We start from the raw sequence: 17,356 nt of genomic DNA, 5'->3' as shown, positions 1-17,356 counted from the left end.
CGGAACCATGAACCCGCACCGCTATCGCCTGCTCGACCTGGAGATCGATCCCGCCCGGCAGCGCGTGACGCGCGACGGCCGGCCGCTGGACGTGCAGGGACTCAGCTTCCGCCTGCTGGCCTGCCTGCTGCGCCACGGCGACGAGGTGCTCGACTTCGACCGCCTGATCGCCGAGGTCTGGGCGCCGGCGGTGGTGGGCGAAGAAACCGTCACCCAGCGGGTGAAGCTGCTGCGCCAGGCGCTGGGCGACGACGGCCGGCAGTCGCGCTACATCCGCTCGGTGCGTGGGCGCGGCTACCAGCTGTGCGCGCCGCCGCAGGTGCTGCAGGCGCCGGCCGCGCCGGCACCGCGCCGCGCGCACCGGTCCTGGCGCCTGGCCGCCGCAGCGGCCGGGCTCATCGCGGTCGCCATCGCGGTGGGCGGACTGCTGCTGCGTCCCGCTCCGGCGCGGCGGCCGGACCCGCCCGCGCCCGCGACGACGCAGGAACTGCTGCAGCGCGCCGCCTATTACGCGGGCATCGGCCAGCGCGAGAACAACGAGCGCGCGATCGGCCTGTACCGGCAGGCGTTGGCCGTCTCGCCAGCGGATGCCGTGGCGCTGGCCGGTCTCGGCCGCGCCTACGGCGCCCGCGTCTGCCTCTACAACTTTCCCTACGAATGGGCGACGCGCGCGCAGGCGCTCGCCGAGGCCGCGATCCGCGCCGACCCGCGCCGCGCCGCTGCCTGGTCGGCCCTGGCCTACGCCCACGACTGCCGCGGCGAGATCGGTCCGGCGGTCGCCGCCTACGAGCACGCCCTGGCGCTCGATCCGTCCGACGACGCCAGCCGCGCCTCGGCGGCCTATCTCTACCAGGAGCAGGGCCGGCTGGCCGAGGCGCTGCGCGCCAACCTGGACATGCGCGGCGATCCGGCGCGCGTGCGCTTCCGCGAGGTGCAGATCGCGCGCGAGCTGGAGCTGCTGGGTTTCACGGACGCGGCGGAGCGGCGCTACCGCGCGAGCTTCCAGCTGTACCCGGACAACGTGTTTTCCAACATCGCCTGGCCGCGGCACCTGTTCCTGCAGGGACGCTTCAAGGAAGCGCAGGAAGCGCTGGACCAGGCGCTGGCGCGCGGCACGCCGCACGTGGACCTCTACGTGCTCGGCGGCGAGCTGGCCCTGCTGCGCGGCGACCGCGAGGCCGCGCGCCGCGCGTTCGAGCAGGCGCGGCAGCTGCGCCCGCAGATGAGCCTGCCCACCACGCTGGCGGCCTTGTACGGCACGACCGCGGCCGCACCGGATTGGCTCGACGAGCGCATCGCGCGGATGCGCCGCCAGCTCGCCGACGGCGCCGGCGAACCCGGCGACCATCTCGAACTGGCGCTGCTGCAGGAAGCGCGCGGCCGGCGCGCCGACGCGCTGCGCTCGGTGGCCACGGCCGTGCAGGCCGGCTACAGCGACCGGGCGTACCTGCAGGCTTCGCCCCTGTTGCGCGGCCTCGCCGGCGAACCCGCCTACGCCGCCTCGATCGACGCGCTCAGCCGGCGCGTCGCCGCGCAGCGCGCGCAGGTGCTCGCGGCCGACTGGCGGCCGGCGGACCTGCGCGAGGCCCGCTAGCGCTCAGCGCGGCCGCGCCGCCTTCAGCAGGTATTCGCGGAAGATCTCCTGCGACTGCGGATGCGCGTAGCGCTGGTTGTAGGCCGTGCTGGTGATCACCGCGACCAGCCGCCGCGACGGCACCACGAACACGTAGTTGCCGCCGTTGCCGCTCATCGCCCACACCGCCTCGTCGGTGCCGGTGATCGGACGGCGCGGCGCCCACCACAGATAGCCGTAGTCCGCGTCGTCGCGCGCCTGCGCACGCACGGTGAGCATGGCGCGGATCCAGGCCGCGGAGATCACCTGCCTTCCGTGCCAGCGGCCTTCGTCCAGCGCGAGCTGGCCGAGCTTGGCCAGGTCGCGGCTGCGGTAGCGCGTGCCGCCGCCGCCCATGCCGACGCCGAGCGGCGAGGCGTTCCACTGCGCGTGCGCGATGCCCAGCGGCCTTTCCAGCGCCTCGGCGGCGAAGCGCGCCAGCGGCATGCGCGCGGCACGCTCCACCACCGCGCCGGCCACGAACGCGCCGGCCGTGCAGTACGAGAACGCGCGGCCGTGCGGGCTGTCCTGCGGCCTGGGCATCCACGGGGCGAAGCCCTTGATCGGCAGGTCCAGCGCGAACTGCAGCCAGTCCTCGGTGACGTACATGCGCTCCTCGTTGCCGGAGGAGAACTCGTTGTCGTCGTTGCACTCCCACAGCGAGCTCATGGTGAGCAGGTCTTCCAGGGTGATCGCCTGCTTGCGCGCATCGGGATGCTGCACGGGCTGCTTGTCCGGGAAGTAGCCGTAGACCCTGGCCTGCACGCCAGGGATCAGGCCGCGGTCGATGGCCGCGCCGACCAGCAGCGCGGTGACGCTCTTGCTGGCCGAACGCACGTCGTTGAGGCGGTCGGCGTCGCCGCCGTTGAAGTAGGCCTCGTAGACCAGCTTGCCGTCGCGGGCGAGCAGGATGCTGGTGACGTTCTTGTAGCTGCCGTCGGCGATCCTGGCTTCGAGGGCGGCAAGCAGGGCGGTGTCCAGGTGCTCGTCGCGGGCGTCGGCGACGGGCCAGCCGTCGTCGCCGGCGGCGGGGACGCGATAGCCGGCGGCGGCCAGCGGGAGCGATACGGCGACGAGCAGGACGGAAAGAAGGTGACGCCGGTGGCGGTGCATCGGTGGACTCCTGGGTGGACGGGCCAGGGAGTCCAGCGCAGCGGCGAATGAAATGCCGGAAGGCCGGGTGAAGAATTCTGAAGCCCTGCGGCCTCAACGGCTTGCGCAGCTCAGGCGCTCAGCCGCTCCAGCGCGTCCGCCTTGCCGATGGCCGGCGCCTTCTTGTACCCGGGCTCGTTGGTGCGCTCGAACAGCTCGCGCACCCACTCGATGAAGGCCTGCACGCGCGCCGACAGGTGGCGCTTCTGCGGGTAGACGATCCACACCGGCTTGCCGGTGGAGATGGTGTCGGTCATCACCAGTTCGAGCTGGCCCTGGCTCAGCAGGCAGGAGGCCAGCATGTGCGCGGTCTGCGTGATGCCCAGCCCGGCGGCCACCGCCTGGATCACCGACTCGGCGTCGTTGATCAGCATGTGCGCGTCGATGTCCACTTCCAGCGGGCCGTCCGGCGTCTCGAACTGCCAGCGCCGCGGCTGGCCGTTGGGGAAGACGTAGTTGATGCAGCGGTGCCGCTTGAGATCGGCGATGCTGCGCGGCGCGCCGTGCCGCGCGAGGTAGCCGGGCGAGGCGCACACCACGTTGCGCAGGGTGCCGATGCGGCGCGCGACCAGGTTGGAATCCTCCAGCTGGCCCACCCGGATCGCGCAGTCGATCCCCTCCTCGTTGAGGTCGTAGGGGTAGTCGCACATCACCAGCTCCAGCCGGATGTCCGGGTAGCGCTGCTCGAACTCGGCCAGCCGCGGGATCAGCACCGGCCGCCCCACCGCCGGCGACATGCCGATGCGCAGCTTGCCGGTGGGCTTGCGGTTGGCGCGGTTGAGCGCCTCCACCGCCTCGTTGAGGTCGGCCAGGATGTCCTTGCAGCGGGCGTGGAAGGCGGCGCCGTCGTCGGTGAGGCGCAGCGCGCGGGTGGAGCGGAACAGCAGGCGCGCGCCCAGCCGCTCCTCCAGCCGCGACACCGCCCGGCTCACGCCCGAGGGCGTCATGCCGAGCCGGGCCGCCGCGCCGGCGAAGCTCTTGGCCTCGACCACGCTGACGAAGGTCGATATTGCGGCGAAATCCTCCATGGTTGCCCTTTTTACCCGATTCGTGACTGGGAGTCACTGCTGCATTGCGCAAGAAACGGGTTTTCTAAACTGGAAAGTACAACTACTCTCCCGGGCCTCCACCGTCCTGTACCGGACGGTGCACTAATTCTCAGGGAGTGCGCATCATGAAGCAACGCTGGATCTTCGCCGCCCTCGCCGCGCTCGCCGCCGCCGGCGGCTGGGCCCTGCTCGACGGCCACGAGGGCGCCCCGCAGGCGCAGGCCGCCGGCCAGCCGCCCGCGGTCACCGTGGCGCAGCCGCTGGTGCGCGCGGTGGACGACACCGCCGAGTTCACCGGCCGGCTGGAGGCGGTGGACACCGTGCAGGTGCACCCGCGGGTGAACGGCTACGTGGAGTCGGTGCATTTCCGGGAAGGCGCGCTGGTGCGCAAGGGCGACCTCCTGTTCCGCATCGACCCGCGGCCCTACCGCGCCGAGGCCGACCGCCTCGCCGCCACGCTGGCCCAGGCCCGCGCCGAGCAGGCGCTGGCCGCGGCCAACGCCGCGCGCGCGGCCAAGCTGCTGGAGCAGCACGCGATCGCGCGCGAGGAGGCCGACCGCCAGGCCACCGCGGCGCAGAGCGCCAGGGCGCAGGTGGCCGCCACCGCCGCCGCGCTGGACGCGGCGCGGCTCAACCTGGGCTTCACCGAGGTGCGCGCGCCGATCGACGGCCGCGTCAGCAACGCCCAGGTCACCCCCGGCAACCTGGTCACCCCGGACACCGTGCTGACCAGCGTGGTCAGCGTGGACCCGGTGTACGCCTGGTTCGACGTGGACGAGCACAGCTTCCTCAAGCTCGACCGCCTGCGCCGCGAGCACGGCGCCGCGCCGCAGGTGGCGATGGCGCTGGCCGACGAGAGCGGCTACCCGCACGCCGGCCGGCTCGACTTCGTCGACAACCAGCTGCGCGCCGGCAGCGGCACGATCCGCCTGCGCGCGGTGTTCGACAACGCCGACGGCCAGTACACCCCCGGCCTGTACGTGCGCATGCAGCTGCGCACCGCCAGCCGCCGCCCGCGCGTGCTGATCGACGACCGCGCGGTGGGCACCGACCTCGGCAACAAGTTCGTCTACGTGCTCGGCAAGGACCGCAAGGTGGAGTACCGCAAGGTGAGCATCGGCCCGCTGGTGGACGGCCTGCGCGTGGTCGACCAGGGCCTCACCGGCAACGACACCGTGGTGGTCAACGGCCTGCAGCACGTGCGGCCCGGCGTGGAGGTGAACCCCACCAAGGTCTCGATGCAGGCCCGCAGCCTCGACGCCGGCCAGCTCGCCGGCACCCCCGCGCCGGCGCAGGGCAGCGCGCTGGCCGCCAAGGACTAAGAACCGACCATGAAACTCGCCCAATACTTCGTGGACCGGCCGATCCTCGCCGGCGTGCTGTCGGTGCTGATCCTGATCGCCGGCGCGATCGCGCTGACCCGCCTGCCGATCGGCGAATACCCCGAGGTGGTGCCGCCCACGGTGGTGGTGAAGGCCAGCTACCCCGGCGCCAACCCCAAGGTGATCGCCGCCACCGTCGCCACGCCGCTGGAGGAACAGATCAACGGCGTGGAAGGCATGCTCTACACCTCCTCGCAGGCCACCAGCGACGGCACCATGACGCTGACCGTCACCTTCGCGCTGGGCACCGACCTGGACAACGCGCAGGTGCAGGTGCAGAACCGCGTGTCGCAGGCGCTGCCGCGCCTGCCGGAGGAGGTGCAGCGGCTCGGCGTGACCACGCAGAAGAGCTCGCCCGACCTCACCATGGTGGTGCACCTGATCTCGCCCGACCAGCGCTACGACATGCTGTACCTGTCCAACTACGCGCGGCTGCACATCAAGGACCAGCTCGCGCGCCTAGACGGCGTGGGCGACGTGCAGCTGTTCGGCGCCGGCGAGTACTCCATGCGCGTGTGGCTGGACCCCGACCGCCTGGCCCAGCGCGGCCTCACCACCGGCGACGTGGTCAACGCGATCCGCGAGCAGAACGCCGACGTCGCCGCCGGCGCGCTGAACGCGCCGCCCGCGCCGAACGGCGCGGCCTTCCAGCTCAACATCAACACCCGCGGCCGCCTGGTCAGCGAGCAGGAGTTCGCCGACATCGTGCTGCGCAGCTCGCCCGACGGCGCGGTGGTGCACCTGCGCGACGTGGCGCGGGTGGAGCTGGGCTCCAACAACTACGCGCTGCGCAGCCTGCTGGACAACCGCCCGGCGGTGGCCATCCCGATCTTCGCCCGCCCCGGCTCCAACGCCATCCAGATCTCCGACGAGGTGCGCGCCACCATGGCGGAGCTGAAGAAGGACTTCCCGCAGGGCGTGGACTACCGCATCGTCTACGACCCCACCGTGTTCGTGCGCGGCTCGATCCACGCGGTGGTGCACACGCTGTTCGAGGCGATCGTGCTGGTGGTGCTGGTGGTGATCCTGTTCCTGCAGACCTGGCGCGCCTCGATCATCCCGCTGGTGGCGGTGCCGGTGTCGCTGATCGGCACCTTCGCGGTGATGTACGCGGCCGGCTTCTCGCTCAACGCGCTGTCGCTGTTCGGCCTGGTGCTGGCGATCGGCATCGTGGTGGACGACGCCATCGTGGTGGTGGAGAACGTCGAGCGCCACATCGAGCACGGCATGAGTCCGAAGGACGCCACCCGCCGCGCGATGACCGAGGTGACCGGCCCGATCGTCGCCACCGCGCTGGTGCTGTGCGCGGTGTTCGTGCCGGCGGCCTTCATCAGCGGCCTCACCGGCCAGTTCTACCGCCAGTTCGCGCTGACCATCGCGATCTCCACGGTGATCTCGGCGTTCAACTCGCTCACCCTCAGCCCCGCGCTGTCGGCGCTGCTGCTCAAGGCGCACGACGCGCCGAAGGACCGGCTGAGCGTGTGGATCGAGCGCGCCTTCGGCTGGCTGTTCCGCCCGTTCAACCGGCTGTTCGTGCGCGGCGCCGGGCGCTACGTGGAAGGCGTCAAGCGCGTGCTCGTCAGGGGGCCGGCGGCGCTGGCGATCTACGCCGGGCTGGTGCTGCTGGGCGTGTTCGGCTTCGTCCACGTGCCCACCGGCTTCGTGCCGACGCAGGACAAGCAGTACCTGGTGTCGTTCGCGCAGCTGCCCGACGCCGCCTCGCTGGACCGCACCGAGGACGTGATCCGCCGGATGAGCGCGATCGCGCTCAAGCAGCCTGGCGTGGAAAGCGCGGTGGCGTTCCCGGGCCTGTCGATCAACGGCTTCACCAACAGCTCCAACGCGGGCATCGTGTTCGTCACGCTCAAGCCGTTCGAGGAGCGCACCGACGCGAGCCTGTCCGCCGGCGCGATCGCCGGAGCGCTCAACCAGAAGTACGCGGCGATCCAGGACGCCTACATCGCGGTGTTCCCGCCGCCGCCGGTGATGGGCCTGGGCACGATCGGCGGCTTCCGCATCCAGATCGAGGACCGCGCCGACCTGGGGTTCGAGGAGCTGTACAAGCAGACCCAGAACCTGATCGCCGAGAGCCGGAAGACGCCGGCGCTGGCCGGGCTGTTCTCCAGCTACCAGGTGAGCGTGCCGCAGATCGACGCCGAGGTGGACCGCGAGAAGGCCAAGGCCGAGGGCGTGGACCTGGCCGACGCCTACCAGACCATGCAGGCGTACCTCGGCTCGCTCTACGTCAACGACTTCAACCGCTTCGGCCGCACCTACCAGGTCAACGTCTCGGCCGAGCCGGGCCACCGCCACGAGCCGGAGGACGTGCTCGGGCTCAAGACCCGCAACGCGCAGGGCGCGCTGGTGCCGCTGGGCTCGTTCGTCACGGTGAGCCACGGCGTGGGCCCGGACCGCGTGCAGCACTACAACGGCTACCCCACCGCCGAGATCAACGGCGGCCCGGCGCCGGGCTTCAGCTCGGGCCAGGCGCAGGACGCGATGGAGAAGCTGGCGCGCGAGAACCTGCCCAACGGCATGAGCTACGAGTGGACCGAGCTGACCTACCAGCAGATCCTGGCCGGCAACACCGCGGTGCTGGTGTTCCCGCTGTGCGTGCTGCTGGTGTTCCTGGTGCTGGCCTCGCTGTACGAGAGCCTGACCCTGCCGCTGGCGGTGATCCTGATCGTGCCGATGGTGCTGCTCTCGGCCATCGCCGGCGTGTGGCTGTCGCGCGGCGACAACAACATCTTCACCCAGATCGGCCTGATCGTGCTGGTGGGCCTGGCCTGCAAGAACGCCATCCTGATCGTGGAGTTCGCCCGCGAGGCGCAGCTGCACGAGGGCCTGGACCGCGTGCAGGCGGTGCTGGAGGCGGCCCGGCTGCGCCTGCGGCCGATCCTGATGACCTCGATCGCCTTCATCATGGGCGTGGTGCCGCTGGTGCTCTCGCACGGCGCCGGCGCGGAGATGCGCCACGCGATGGGCGTGGCGGTGTTCGCCGGCATGCTGGGCGTCACCTTCTTCGGGCTGATCTTCACCCCGCTGTTCTACGTGCTGATCCGCGGCTGGACCGAGCGCCTGGCGGAGCGCCGCCGCGCCCGCCACGCCGCCCTCGCCGCGCCGGCCATCCAGGAGCACTAAAGACATGCACGACCTCCCCTCCCGCACCGCCCTGCTCCCTCTCCCCGCCGGGGCGAGGGCCGGGGTGAGGGGCCGCCCCGGCGACGGCCCCGCACCGGAACTTGCTTCCATGACCCTTCCCGCAAGCCACGCCCCCTCGCCCCGGCGGAGAGAGGGAGTCAGGGCGGCGCTGCGCCTGGCCGCGCTGGCCGCGAGCCTGCTGCTCGCCGGCTGCATCACCGTCGGCCCGGACTACCACCGCCCCGAGGAGGCCGCGCCCGCGCTGCAGGGCGTCGACCCCGCGCGGCAGACCGCGCAGGACTTCGAGGCCGAGTGGTGGCGCCAGTTCGGCGATCCCACGCTGGACACGCTGATCCGCCGCGCCGCGAGGAACGCGCCCGACCTGAAGATCGCCCGCGCCCGCCTGGCCGAGGCGCGCGCCGTGCTCGGCGCCACCCGCGCGGACCTGTGGCCCACCGTCGACGCCGACGCCGGCTACACGCGCAGCCGCGAGCAGCAGCCGGGCTTCAGCGACCGGCGCAGCACCGTCACCGCCTACCAGGCCGGCTTCGACGCGAGCTGGGAGGTCGACCTGTTCGGCGGCGTGCGCCGCGGCGTGGAGGCCGCGCGCGCCGACGCCGAGGCGGGCGCCGCCTCGCTGGCCGACGCGCAGGTGACCCTGTTCGCGGAGGTGGCGCGCCACTACTTCGACCTGCGCGGCACCCAGCTGCGCATCGGGGTGGCGCAGCGCGACATCGCCAACCAGCAGGCCTCGCTCAAGCTGATCCGCGCGCGCGCCGAGATCGGCAGCGGCTCGGAGCAGGACGTGGCCAGCGCCAACGCGCGGCTCGCCGCGACCGAGGCCGGCCTGCCCACGCTGCAGGCGCGCGAGCAGGCCGACCGCTTCCGCCTCGCCGTGCTGCTCGGCCAGCGCCCGGGCGAGCTGGACGTGGACCTGTCGCCGGCCACGTTCCGCCCGATCGACGCCAGCCTGCCGATCGGCAACGCCGCCGACGTGCTGGCGCGCCGCCCCGACGTGCGCGTGGCCGAGCGCGCGCTGGCCGCCGCCACCGCGCGGATCGGCGTGGCCAAGGCCGACTGGTTCCCGCACGTCAGCCTGGGCGGCTTCGTCGGCTTCCTGGCCGGGCGCAGCAGCGACTTCGGCGACGCGCAGAGCCGCGCCTGGTCGGTCGCGCCGAGCATCCGCTGGTCCGGCCTCAACGTGGCGCGCGTGCGCAATGGCGTGAAGGCCAGCGAGGCGCGCGCCGACGCCGCGCTCGCCGGCTACCAGCGCACCGTGCTCGCCGCGCTGGAGGACGTGGACAACGCGCTGGTCGGCTACAACAAGCAGCGCGAGCGCGTGCAGAAGCTCGCCGAGCAGGCCACGCAGAGCCGCCGCGCCGCGGACCTGGCGCGCGTGCGCTACGAGGCCGGCGCCACCGGCTACCTGGAGCTGCTCGACGCCGAGCGCACCCAGCTGGCCGCCGAGGACCAGCTCGCCGAGGCCGAGGCCGGCGTCAACCTGCAGGCGATCGCGCTGTACAAGGCGCTCGGCGGCGGCTGGCAGGCCTGCGGCGACGAGGCCTGCACCCGGCTGGCCGGGACGCCATGAACGGCTCGCCGCGGCGCGCGCCCCGCGCGCTCGCGCCGCCGCTGGCGCAGCAGGTGGCGCTGGTCAGCGGCGGCAACCGCGGGCTCGGGCTGGAGGTGGCGCGGCAGCTGGCCGCCACCGGCATGAGCGTGCTGCTCGGCGCGCGCCGGCTCGCCGACGGCGAGCGTGCCGCGCGCGAGCTGCGCCGCGAGGGCGGCGACGTGCGCGCGGTGAAGCTCGACGTCGCCTCGGACGGCGAGGCCACCGCCGCGGCCGCGCTGGCCGAGCGGCAGTTCGGACGCCTGGACGTCCTCGTCAACAACGCCGCCGGCTTCTACGACGCGGCCGAGCTGCCCGCCGGCGTCGCGCTGGACACCGTGCGCGCGGCGCTGGAGACCAACCTGCTCGGCGCCTGGCGGCTGGCGAAGGCGGCGCTGCCGCTGATGCGCCGCCACGGCCATGGCCGCATCGTCAACGTCTCCAGCGGCTGCGGCGCGAGCGGCGTCCACGGCCCGGAAGCGCCGGCCTACCGCGTGTCCAAGGCGGCGCTCAACGCCTTCACCCGCGCGCTGGCCGCCGAGCTGCTGGGCAGCGGCGTGCTGGTCAACGCGGTCTGCCCCGGCTGGGTCGCCACCGCCATGGGCGGCCCCGGCGGCCGCCCGGTGGCCGAGGGCGCCGCCGGCATCGTCTGGGCCGCCTGCCTGCCGGAGGGCGGGCCCAGCGGCCAGTTCTTCCGCGACCGCCAGCGCATCGCCTGGTGAGGCTACCCGCACGAGGTGCCCGATGACGACTTCCGCCGACACCGCGCCGCTCCCGCACGGCGCCGTGAACCGCCGCATCCTGCTGGCCGCGCGCCCGCGCGGGCTGCCGACCGCGCGGGACTTCCGCCTCGACGAGGCGCCCGTGCCGCAGCCGCGGGACGGCCAGGTGCTGCTGCGCACGCTGTACCTCTCGCTCGATCCCTACATGCGCAACCTGATGGACGAGGGCGGCACCCGCTACGCGCCGGCGGTGCCGCTGGGTGCGCCGATGGTGGGCGGCGCGGTCAGCCGCGTGGTCGCCTCGCGCCATCCCGGCTTCCCCGCCGGCGAGCTGGTGCTGGGCAACGCCGGCTGGCAGGGCTACGCGCTGTCCGACGGCGGCGACCTGGCGCAGCCTTCGCTGGCGCTGGGCGGGCTCGGCATGCCCGCGTTCGCCGCCTGCGTCGGGCTGCTCGACATCGGCCAGCCGAAGCCGGGCGAGACCGTGGTGGTGGCCGCGGCCACCGGCGCGTTCGCGGCGTTCCGCCGCGACATGGGCGCCTGGCTCGCGGCCGGCCGGGTGAGGCTGCGCAAGGACCGCGTCGAGGGGCTGGAGAACGCGCCCGCCACGTTCATCGGCCTGCTCGAGGGGCGCAACTTCGGCAAGCTGGTGGTGCGCGTCGCCGGCGAGTGAGCCGCGCGCCGCCCGCCCTCCGACGGCATGGAGCCGCGCCTAGCGCTGCACCATGTGCGCGAACCACGCCCAGCCGCGCACGCGCTCGGCGATCAGCTTGAAGCTGGTCAGCATCGGCACCGCCAGCAGCGCGCCGGGGATGCCCCACAGCCAGCCCCAGATCAGCAGCCACAGCAGGATCGCGATCGGCGACAGCCGCATGCGCCGGCCCTGGATCATCGGCGTGATCAGGTTGCCCTCGACCACCGTGATGCAGGCGAAGGTGAAGGCCGGCAGCAGCGCCTCGCCCACGTTGTCGAAGTTGATCAGGCCGACCAGCGCCAGCAGCGTGGTGGTGGCGATCGCGCCGACGTAGGGGATGAAGTTGGCCAGCGCCGCCACCGTGCCCCACAGCAGCGGGTCGGGCACCTTGTACAGCCACAGCATGCCGGCGGTGAGCAGGCCCAGGCTGGCGTTGATCAGCACGGTGGTGAGGATGTAGCGCGACACCTCGGTCTGGATGCCGCGCACGATCACCACCGCGTGCCGCTTGTAGGCGAAGCTGGGCGCGATCTCCACCAGCCGGCGCAGCAGCACGTCGCCGAAGATCAGGAAGAAGAACACCAGCAGCACCACGGTGAGGATCGCGGCCAGCACCTGCGGCGCCTTGGCGATCACGTCCCAGACGGTGATCGCCACCGCTGCCGGCCGCGGCGGCTGCACCCGCACGGTCTGCCCGGAGACCAGCGTCTGGGTGGCGCGGTTGGCCGCCTCGATCGGCTGGGTCAGGGCCTTGAGCTTGGGCACGAAGCTCTTGATCGCCGCCGGCGCGTTGTGGAACCAGCCGATCGCCGGCTGCGCCAGCAGGCCGATGCCGGCGCCGGTGCCGCCGACCAGCGCCACCATCAGCACGCAGGCGGACAGCCAGCGCGGCACGCCGCGCCGCGCCGCGCCGGCGACCATCGGGTTCAGCGCCAGGCCGATGAAGGCGGCCAGCACCAGCGGGATCAGCAGGGCGCGGGTGAGCGTGACGGTGTACAGCAGCGCCAGCACGAGCAGCGCGTTGAGCAGCAGGCGGATCGCGCGCAGGTGGCGGCGCATGCCGTGCGCGCCCTGCAGGGCGGGGTCGCGGCGCGGGGTCGCGGGCACCGCGGCGGGCACCGGGTCGGCCGTGGCCGCCGGCGGCGCAAGGGACTCGGGGGCGCTCATGCGGTGTCGCCGTCTCCCCCGAGCAGGTCGGCGAACAGCCGCGCGCCCTGCGCGAGCAGGCCCGCCGCGCCGCTGCCCAGCAGCGGACCGACGCCCGGCACGCGCAGCGGGTGCACGTCCAGCCGGCCCAGCACGAAGCCGGCGCCGGCGGCGATGCCCAGCGTGCCCAGCGGATGGGCGTGGCCGCGCGCGAGCAGCGCCGCGGCCGGTTCCTGCAGCGCGTGGCGCGCGGCGGTCAGCTGCGCCCGCGCGGCGCGCACCCGGGCATGCTGGCGGAAGATGTTCATGGCGCTCGTTCCTCCCCGGCCGCCTGCGCGTCGATGCGCGCGCGGGCGTCGGCCTTGGTTTCGCGCATCATCGCACTCCACTCGCCGCGTGTGGCGGGCAGGCTCATCCAGTGCATGCAGCGGCGGAACAGCAGCACGGCGCCGCCCAGGAACAGCAGCTCCAGCAGCAGCAGCGCCAGCAGCGCCCACAGCCAGGAGCCGAACCACTGCGCCAGCGCCAGGCCGACCAGCGCCAGCAGGGTCAGGCCCGCCGCGACCCCGGCCACGGTGGCGCCCAGCGCCGCGACCAGCAGCCAGGACACCGCGCTGCGCGCCAGCCCCAGCTCGGCGGCGAGCAGCCCGAGCTGGGCGCCGAACAGCCGCTTGAACGCGCCGGCGAAGCGCAGCAGCTCGTCCAGCAGCCCGCTCGCGGCCGCCGGCGGCGTGGGCGATGGCGGGGTCTGTTCGGGTTCGCCCATGCCCGCGTCCGCGCCGGTCAGCGCCGCAGCAGGCGGCCGAGCAGCCAGCCGGCGCCCAGCGCGATCGCCACCGACTGCACCGGCTTGCGCCGCACGTAGTCGCGCGCCTGCTCCAGCCAGGCGTCGGCCGTGTCGATGGCCTCCTCGTAGGCTTCGCGGCCGCGCTCGCCCAGCTCGCCCGCCTTGTCGGTGGCGCGGTGGGCGGCCGCGGCGGCGCGGTCGGTGGCGTGGTGCACGCCGGCCTCCACGCGGTCGGCGGCGCGCTCCACCGCCTCCTTGGTGGTGGCCACGGCCTCGGAGGTGGCCTGCTTGATGCGCTCGGCGCCCTGGTCGATGCGGCTGTCGGCCTTGTTCTGGATCTCGTCGGTGGCGGTCTGCGGGGACTTGCTCATGGTGGTCTCCGGGTTGGACTAACTGTGGCGCATGCGGCGGCGGATTCACAGCGCCCGCGGTGCCCTTCAGGTCTTGCGGCGGAAGAACGAGATCACCGCCAGGATCAGGAAGATGATGAAGAGGATCTTGGCGATGCCGGCGGCGGTGCCGGCGATGCCGCCGAAGCCGAAGATCGCGGCGATGATGGCGATGATCAGGAAGACGATGGCGTAGTGCAGCATGACGGTATCCTCGCTGGGGGCGGCGCGCCCGCGAGGCAGGCGGCCGAGGGACGTGCCGGCATGATCCGCGGCGGGATGCCATCTGCGCGTGAAGGTCGGCGCCGCGCCCGCGCGCCGGCCCGCGCGCTCAGCCGGCCAGCTCCGGGTTGAGCGTGTAGGTGCCCACCAGCTCGGCCGTGGCCAGCACGTGCCCGGCCATCGCCTTGCGCAGCTCGGCCAGGGTGAAGCCGGGCTTGAGCGGCAGCCTGGCCACGTCCAGCGCGTGGATGCGGAAGTGGTAGTGGTGCAGCAGGCTGTCGTTCCACGGCGGGCACGGGCCGTCGTAGCCGAGGTAGTCGCCGGCCATCTCGGCGTCGCCGGCGAACCAGCCGGTGTAGTCGTTCAGGCCCTGCACGCTGCCCGGCGGGCCGATCGGCTCGCGCTTGCCGCGCGGCACGATGCCGTCGCTGCACGCGCCGGCGGCCAGCTCGCCGCACTCGGCCGGGATGTTCGCCATCAGCCAGTGCACGAACTCCACCCGCGGCAGCTCGGCCGGCACCCGGCGGCCGGCCTGGTTGACGTCGTCGCCGCGGCTGGGCACGTCCACGTCGATGCAGGTGAGCACGAACGAGCGGGTGTTCGCCGGCGCCTCGCGCCAGGCCAGGTGCGGGCTGAGGTTGTCCGACAGCGCCACCGGGTCGCCCGGCTTGCCGAAGGCGAAGGCGGGCGGGATCGGCTGGCCGTCCCTGAAGTTGTCGCTGCGCAGGTGCATGGCGGCTCCTCTGGCTCGAAGGGTGACGGATGAAAGCGCGGACCGCGGCTCAGGGCCGGTAGGTGACGCGGTACACCGCGCCGGCCAGGTCGTCGCTGACCAGCAGGCTGCCGTCGGGCAGCGGCTGCACGTCGGCGGGGCGGCCCCAGGCCTTCTCGTCCTGCTCGAAGCCGGTGATGAAGGGCTCGTAGGCCACCACCTTCGCGCCGTCCAGCCGCACCGCCATCACGCGGTAGCCGGACTTCTGCGTGCGGTTCCACGAGCCGTGCTCGGCGACGAAGATCGCGCCGCGGTAGCGCGCCGGGAACTGGCTGCCCGTATAGAAGCGCATGCCCAGCGCGGCCACGTGCGCGCCGAGCTTGAGCACCGGCGGCGTGTAGTCCTGGCAGCGCTTGCCCTTGCCGAACTCCGGGTCGAGCGTGTCGCCCTGGTGGCAGTAGGGATAGCCGAAGTGCTCGTCCGGCTTGGTGACGCGGTTGAGCTCGTCGCTGGGCCGGTCGTCGCCCAGCATGTCGCGGCCGTTGTCGGTGAACCACAGCTGCTTCGTGCCGGGCTGCCAGTCGAAGCCCACCGTGTTGCGGATGCCGCGCGCCACGTCCTGCCAGCCGCCGCCGTCGGGGTTCATGCGCAGCAGCTTGGCGTGGTCGGGGCCCGGGTCGCAGATGTTGCAGGGCGCGCCGACCGGCACGTACAGCTTGCCGTCCGGGCCGAAGGCGATGAACTTCCAGCCGTGGTGGGTCTCGGTGGGCAGCCTGTCGGTGACCACCTCGGGCTGGGGCGGCGCGTCCAGGTGGTTCTCGATGTCGCGCAGCACGTAGATCCTGCTCACCGCCGAGACGTACAGGTCGCCGTCGCGGAAGGCCACGCCCACCGGCAGCTGCAGGCCGCTGGCGATCACCCGCACCCTGTCGGCCACGCCGTCGCCGTTGCCGTCGGTGAGCGCGTAGACCTTGCCGGCGTCGTTGGAGCCGACGAACACGGTGCCCTTGGCGCCCAGCGCGATCTCGCGCGCGTTGGGCACCTGGTCCGAGTACACCGCGACGTGGAAGCCCGGCGGCAGCTTCAGCCGGTCCAGCGCGGGCGCGGCGGCGGCGGGCAGGGCGAACAGGACGAGCAGCAGGGAGAGCAACGCGCGCATGGGAGAGGCTCCTCGGGCGGTCGGGGTAGGCAAGCGTAGCGCCACCGGCGTGAAGACGCACCGCGATGCTATCGTGTCGCGCTCCGAAGGACGGGGGACGCATGGCCGAACTGGAAGACCTCACCACGCTGGTGCGCGCGGCCACGCCGCTGCTGGTGATCGAGACGGTGGACGAGCAGCGGGTGATCGAGTGCTTCCGCCACGTGATCGCGCGCGCGCTGCGCCCGCTGTGGCGCTGGACCCTCACCGACGGCCTGGCCCGGCTGGACTTCGCGCAGCCGGACGGCGGCGAGAGCGCGCCGGACGCCACCAGCACGCTGGAGGCGATCCGCGCCGCGCCCGAGCGCGGCGTGTACCTGCTGTTCGACTTCCACCCCTTCCTGCGCTACGCGATGAGCCTGCGCCAGCTGCGCGAGATCGTGCAGCGGCAGCGCTCGGCCGCGCACACCGTGGTGCTGGTCGGCGCGAGGATCGAGCTGCCGGAGGAGCTGGAGGCGCTGGCCGTGCGCGTGCCGCTGGCGCTGCCGGACCTCAAGGAGCTGGCCGCGATCCTGCGCGGCGAGGCGGCCGCCTGGCAGCGCGAGCACGGCCGCCGGCTGGAGGTGGACAACGACGCCGCGCGCACCGTGGTGCGCAACCTGGTCGGGCTGTCCGCGCCGGACGCGCGGCGGATCGTGCGCAAGCTGATCTACGACGACGGCGCGCTGACCCCGGCCGACCTGCCCGGCCTGATGCAGGCCAAGTTCGAGCTGCTCAACCGCTCGGGCCTGCTGCACTACGAGTACGCCGCCGCCAGCTTCGCCGACCTGGCCGGCGCGGCGCGCCTGCGCGCCTGGGTGCAGCGCCGCCGCGCCGCGTTCCTCGCCGCCGCGCCCGACCCCGCGCTGGACCCGCCGCGCGGCGTGCTGCTGCTGGGCGTGCAGGGCTGCGGCAAGAGCCTGGCCGCCAAGGCGGTGGCCGGCGGCTTCGGCGTGCCGCTGGTGCGGCTGGACATGGGCACGCTGTACAACAAGTACCACGGCGAGACCGAGAAGAACCTGCGCGAGGCGCTGCGCGGCGCCGAGCTGCTGGCGCCGTGCGTGCTGTGGATCGACGAGATCGAGAAGGGCCTGGCCGGCGGCGGCGAGGACGGCGGCGTGTCGCGCCGCGTGCTCGGCTACCTGCTCACCTGGATGGCCGAGCGCAAGGCCAAGGTGTTCCTGGTCGCCACCGCCAACGCGGTGCGCGAGCTGCCCGCCGAGCTGCTGCGCAAGGGCCGCTTCGACGAGATCTTCTTCGTCGACCTGCCCGCGGCGGCGACGCGCGCGGAGATCTTCCGCCTGCACCTGGCGCGCCGGCGGCTGCCGGCGGAGGACTTCGACCTGCCCTCACTGGCCGCGGCGAGCGAGGGCTTCTCCGGCGCCGAGATCGAGCAGGCCATCGTCAGCGCGCTGTACGACACCGCCGGCGCGCCGCCGGACCAGGCCGGCGTGCTCGCCGCGCTGGCGCAGACGCGGCCGCTGTCGGTGCTGATGCGCGAGCAGGTGGACGCGCTGCGCGCCTGGGCGCGGGAGCGCTGCGTGCCGGCGGACTGAACGCGG

16 protein-coding genes are annotated in these 17,356 nt (G+C 73.4%); 7 read left to right on the top strand and 9 right to left on the bottom strand.

What is annotated here, in order from left to right; genetic code table 11:
• Positions 1-7: 7 nt before the first annotated feature.
• Positions 8-1,594 carry a winged helix-turn-helix domain-containing protein gene (locus C7456_RS03750; protein WP_109722413.1) on the top strand — a complete coding sequence of 529 codons (1,587 nt, stop codon included), beginning with the start codon at positions 8-10 and terminating at the stop codon, positions 1,592-1,594.
• Between the two features lie 3 nt (positions 1,595-1,597).
• Here the strand turns inward: C7456_RS03750 and C7456_RS03745 are convergent, their stop codons facing one another.
• Together C7456_RS03745 and C7456_RS03740 are read right to left on the bottom strand one after the other, a co-directional pair.
• Positions 1,598-2,725 carry a serine hydrolase domain-containing protein gene (locus C7456_RS03745; RefSeq protein ID WP_109722412.1) on the bottom strand — a complete coding sequence of 376 codons (1,128 nt, stop codon included), beginning with the start codon at positions 2,723-2,725 and terminating at the stop codon, positions 1,598-1,600.
• Positions 2,726-2,835: 110 nt separating this feature from the next.
• Positions 2,836-3,792 carry a LysR family transcriptional regulator gene (locus C7456_RS03740; protein WP_109722411.1) on the bottom strand — a complete coding sequence of 319 codons (957 nt, stop codon included), beginning with the start codon at positions 3,790-3,792 and terminating at the stop codon, positions 2,836-2,838.
• 146 nt (positions 3,793-3,938) lie between these two features.
• On the opposite strand from C7456_RS03740, the gene C7456_RS03735 reads away from it, so the two are divergent.
• The 5 genes from C7456_RS03735 (at position 3,939) to C7456_RS03715 (ending at position 11,340) form a co-directional block, all read left to right on the top strand.
• On the top strand, positions 3,939-5,135 hold the full coding sequence (locus C7456_RS03735; RefSeq protein WP_109722410.1) for an efflux RND transporter periplasmic adaptor subunit: 1,197 nt from the start codon (positions 3,939-3,941) through the stop codon (positions 5,133-5,135).
• Between the two features lie 9 nt (positions 5,136-5,144).
• Complete coding sequence (locus tag C7456_RS03730) at positions 5,145-8,336, top strand: efflux RND transporter permease subunit (protein WP_109722409.1); 3,192 nt, start codon at positions 5,145-5,147, stop codon at positions 8,334-8,336.
• Between the two features lie 109 nt (positions 8,337-8,445).
• Positions 8,446-9,927 (top strand): efflux transporter outer membrane subunit, encoded by a 1,482-nt coding sequence (locus C7456_RS03725; protein WP_109722408.1) that lies wholly within the window; start codon positions 8,446-8,448, stop codon positions 9,925-9,927.
• A complete protein-coding gene (locus C7456_RS03720) occupies positions 9,924-10,667 on the top strand; it encodes an SDR family NAD(P)-dependent oxidoreductase (RefSeq protein WP_109722407.1) in 744 nt (247 codons plus the stop codon). Before C7456_RS03725 ends, C7456_RS03720 begins: the two co-directional genes overlap by 4 nt.
• Before the next feature lie 22 nt (positions 10,668-10,689).
• Complete coding sequence (locus C7456_RS03715; protein WP_109722406.1) at positions 10,690-11,340, top strand: MDR/zinc-dependent alcohol dehydrogenase-like family protein; 651 nt, start codon at positions 10,690-10,692, stop codon at positions 11,338-11,340.
• 39 nt (positions 11,341-11,379) lie between these two features.
• On the opposite strand, the gene C7456_RS03710 is transcribed toward C7456_RS03715, so the two are convergent.
• The 7 genes from C7456_RS03710 to C7456_RS03680 form a co-directional block, all read right to left on the bottom strand.
• Complete coding sequence (locus tag C7456_RS03710; RefSeq protein WP_109722405.1) at positions 11,380-12,528, bottom strand: AI-2E family transporter; 1,149 nt, start codon at positions 12,526-12,528, stop codon at positions 11,380-11,382.
• Positions 12,525-12,815 carry a hypothetical protein gene (locus tag C7456_RS03705; RefSeq protein ID WP_109722404.1) on the bottom strand — a complete coding sequence of 97 codons (291 nt, stop codon included), beginning with the start codon at positions 12,813-12,815 and terminating at the stop codon, positions 12,525-12,527. Before C7456_RS03705 ends, C7456_RS03710 begins: the two co-directional genes overlap by 4 nt.
• Entirely contained in the window at positions 12,812-13,273 is a 462-nt protein-coding gene (locus tag C7456_RS03700; RefSeq protein ID WP_170120163.1) for an ABC transporter ATP-binding protein, read from the bottom strand. Before C7456_RS03700 ends, C7456_RS03705 begins: the two co-directional genes overlap by 4 nt.
• A 17-nt stretch (positions 13,274-13,290) precedes the next feature.
• Positions 13,291-13,665 carry an ElaB/YgaM/YqjD family protein gene (locus C7456_RS03695; protein WP_109722403.1) on the bottom strand — a complete coding sequence of 125 codons (375 nt, stop codon included), beginning with the start codon at positions 13,663-13,665 and terminating at the stop codon, positions 13,291-13,293.
• 66 nt (positions 13,666-13,731) lie between these two features.
• Entirely contained in the window at positions 13,732-13,887 is a 156-nt protein-coding gene (locus C7456_RS03690) for a DUF1328 family protein (RefSeq protein WP_109722402.1), read from the bottom strand.
• A 127-nt stretch (positions 13,888-14,014) separates the two neighbouring features.
• Positions 14,015-14,638 (bottom strand): YbhB/YbcL family Raf kinase inhibitor-like protein, encoded by a 624-nt coding sequence (locus tag C7456_RS03685; RefSeq protein WP_109722401.1) that lies wholly within the window; start codon positions 14,636-14,638, stop codon positions 14,015-14,017.
• A 49-nt stretch (positions 14,639-14,687) separates the two neighbouring features.
• A complete protein-coding gene (locus tag C7456_RS03680) occupies positions 14,688-15,776 on the bottom strand; it encodes a PQQ-dependent sugar dehydrogenase (RefSeq protein ID WP_109722400.1) in 1,089 nt (362 codons plus the stop codon).
• Between the two features lie 101 nt (positions 15,777-15,877).
• Here C7456_RS03680 and C7456_RS03675 point away from each other — a divergent pair, with 101 nt between their 5' ends.
• The gene (locus C7456_RS03675) at positions 15,878-17,350 is read left to right on the top strand and encodes an AAA family ATPase (RefSeq protein ID WP_109722399.1); all 1,473 of its coding nucleotides are present in this window, start codon (positions 15,878-15,880) and stop codon (positions 17,348-17,350) included.
• Positions 17,351-17,356 lie beyond the last annotated feature (6 nt).

Origin of the sequence: Fulvimonas soli, assembly GCF_003148905.1 — a bacterium.
Taxonomy (GTDB): domain Bacteria; phylum Pseudomonadota; class Gammaproteobacteria; order Xanthomonadales; family Rhodanobacteraceae; genus Fulvimonas; species Fulvimonas soli.
Note: the sequence above shows the minus strand (reverse complement) of the source record. Positions and strands in the feature narration are given on the sequence as shown.